The following is a 309-nucleotide window of genomic DNA, read 5'->3' as shown; positions in this document are numbered from 1 at the left end:
GGCTTTTGGCCAGGGCCAGCATGCCGGCGGCTGAAAGCAGGATGGTCAAATTGGTCAGCAGCTGCTGGAGGCTGGTCAAAGCTGCCAGGCGGGACCGGGACTTGGTCAGGCCCTGGTCGATCGCCGCCAGTTCGCTCTGCCGCTTTGGCCCCTGGCCAAACTGCAGGCTTTCGGCCAGGCCCATGATGGAGTCGAGCATGAAGCTGCTGATCTGGCCGAGCTTTTGCCGGATCTCTTGGCCCGGCTGGCTGGCCCGGCGGCTGAAGACGAGCGGAATGGCGATGCCGACAGCGGCATAGGCCAGCAAGG

Annotated in this window: 1 protein-coding gene; it reads right to left on the bottom strand. The window is 65.0% G+C overall.

Annotation, left to right across the window (positions count from 1 at the left end; genetic code table 11):
- The coding region (locus tag lacNas_RS04925; protein ID WP_444979752.1) for a 6TM ABC transporter family protein at positions 1 to 309 on the bottom strand (309 nt) is incomplete at both ends.

Source organism: Lactobacillus nasalidis (genome assembly GCF_016587775.1).
Taxonomy (GTDB): domain Bacteria; phylum Bacillota; class Bacilli; order Lactobacillales; family Lactobacillaceae; genus Lactobacillus; species Lactobacillus nasalidis.
The sequence above is the reverse complement of the archived record's forward strand: the minus strand, read 5'-3'. Positions and strand labels throughout refer to the sequence as shown.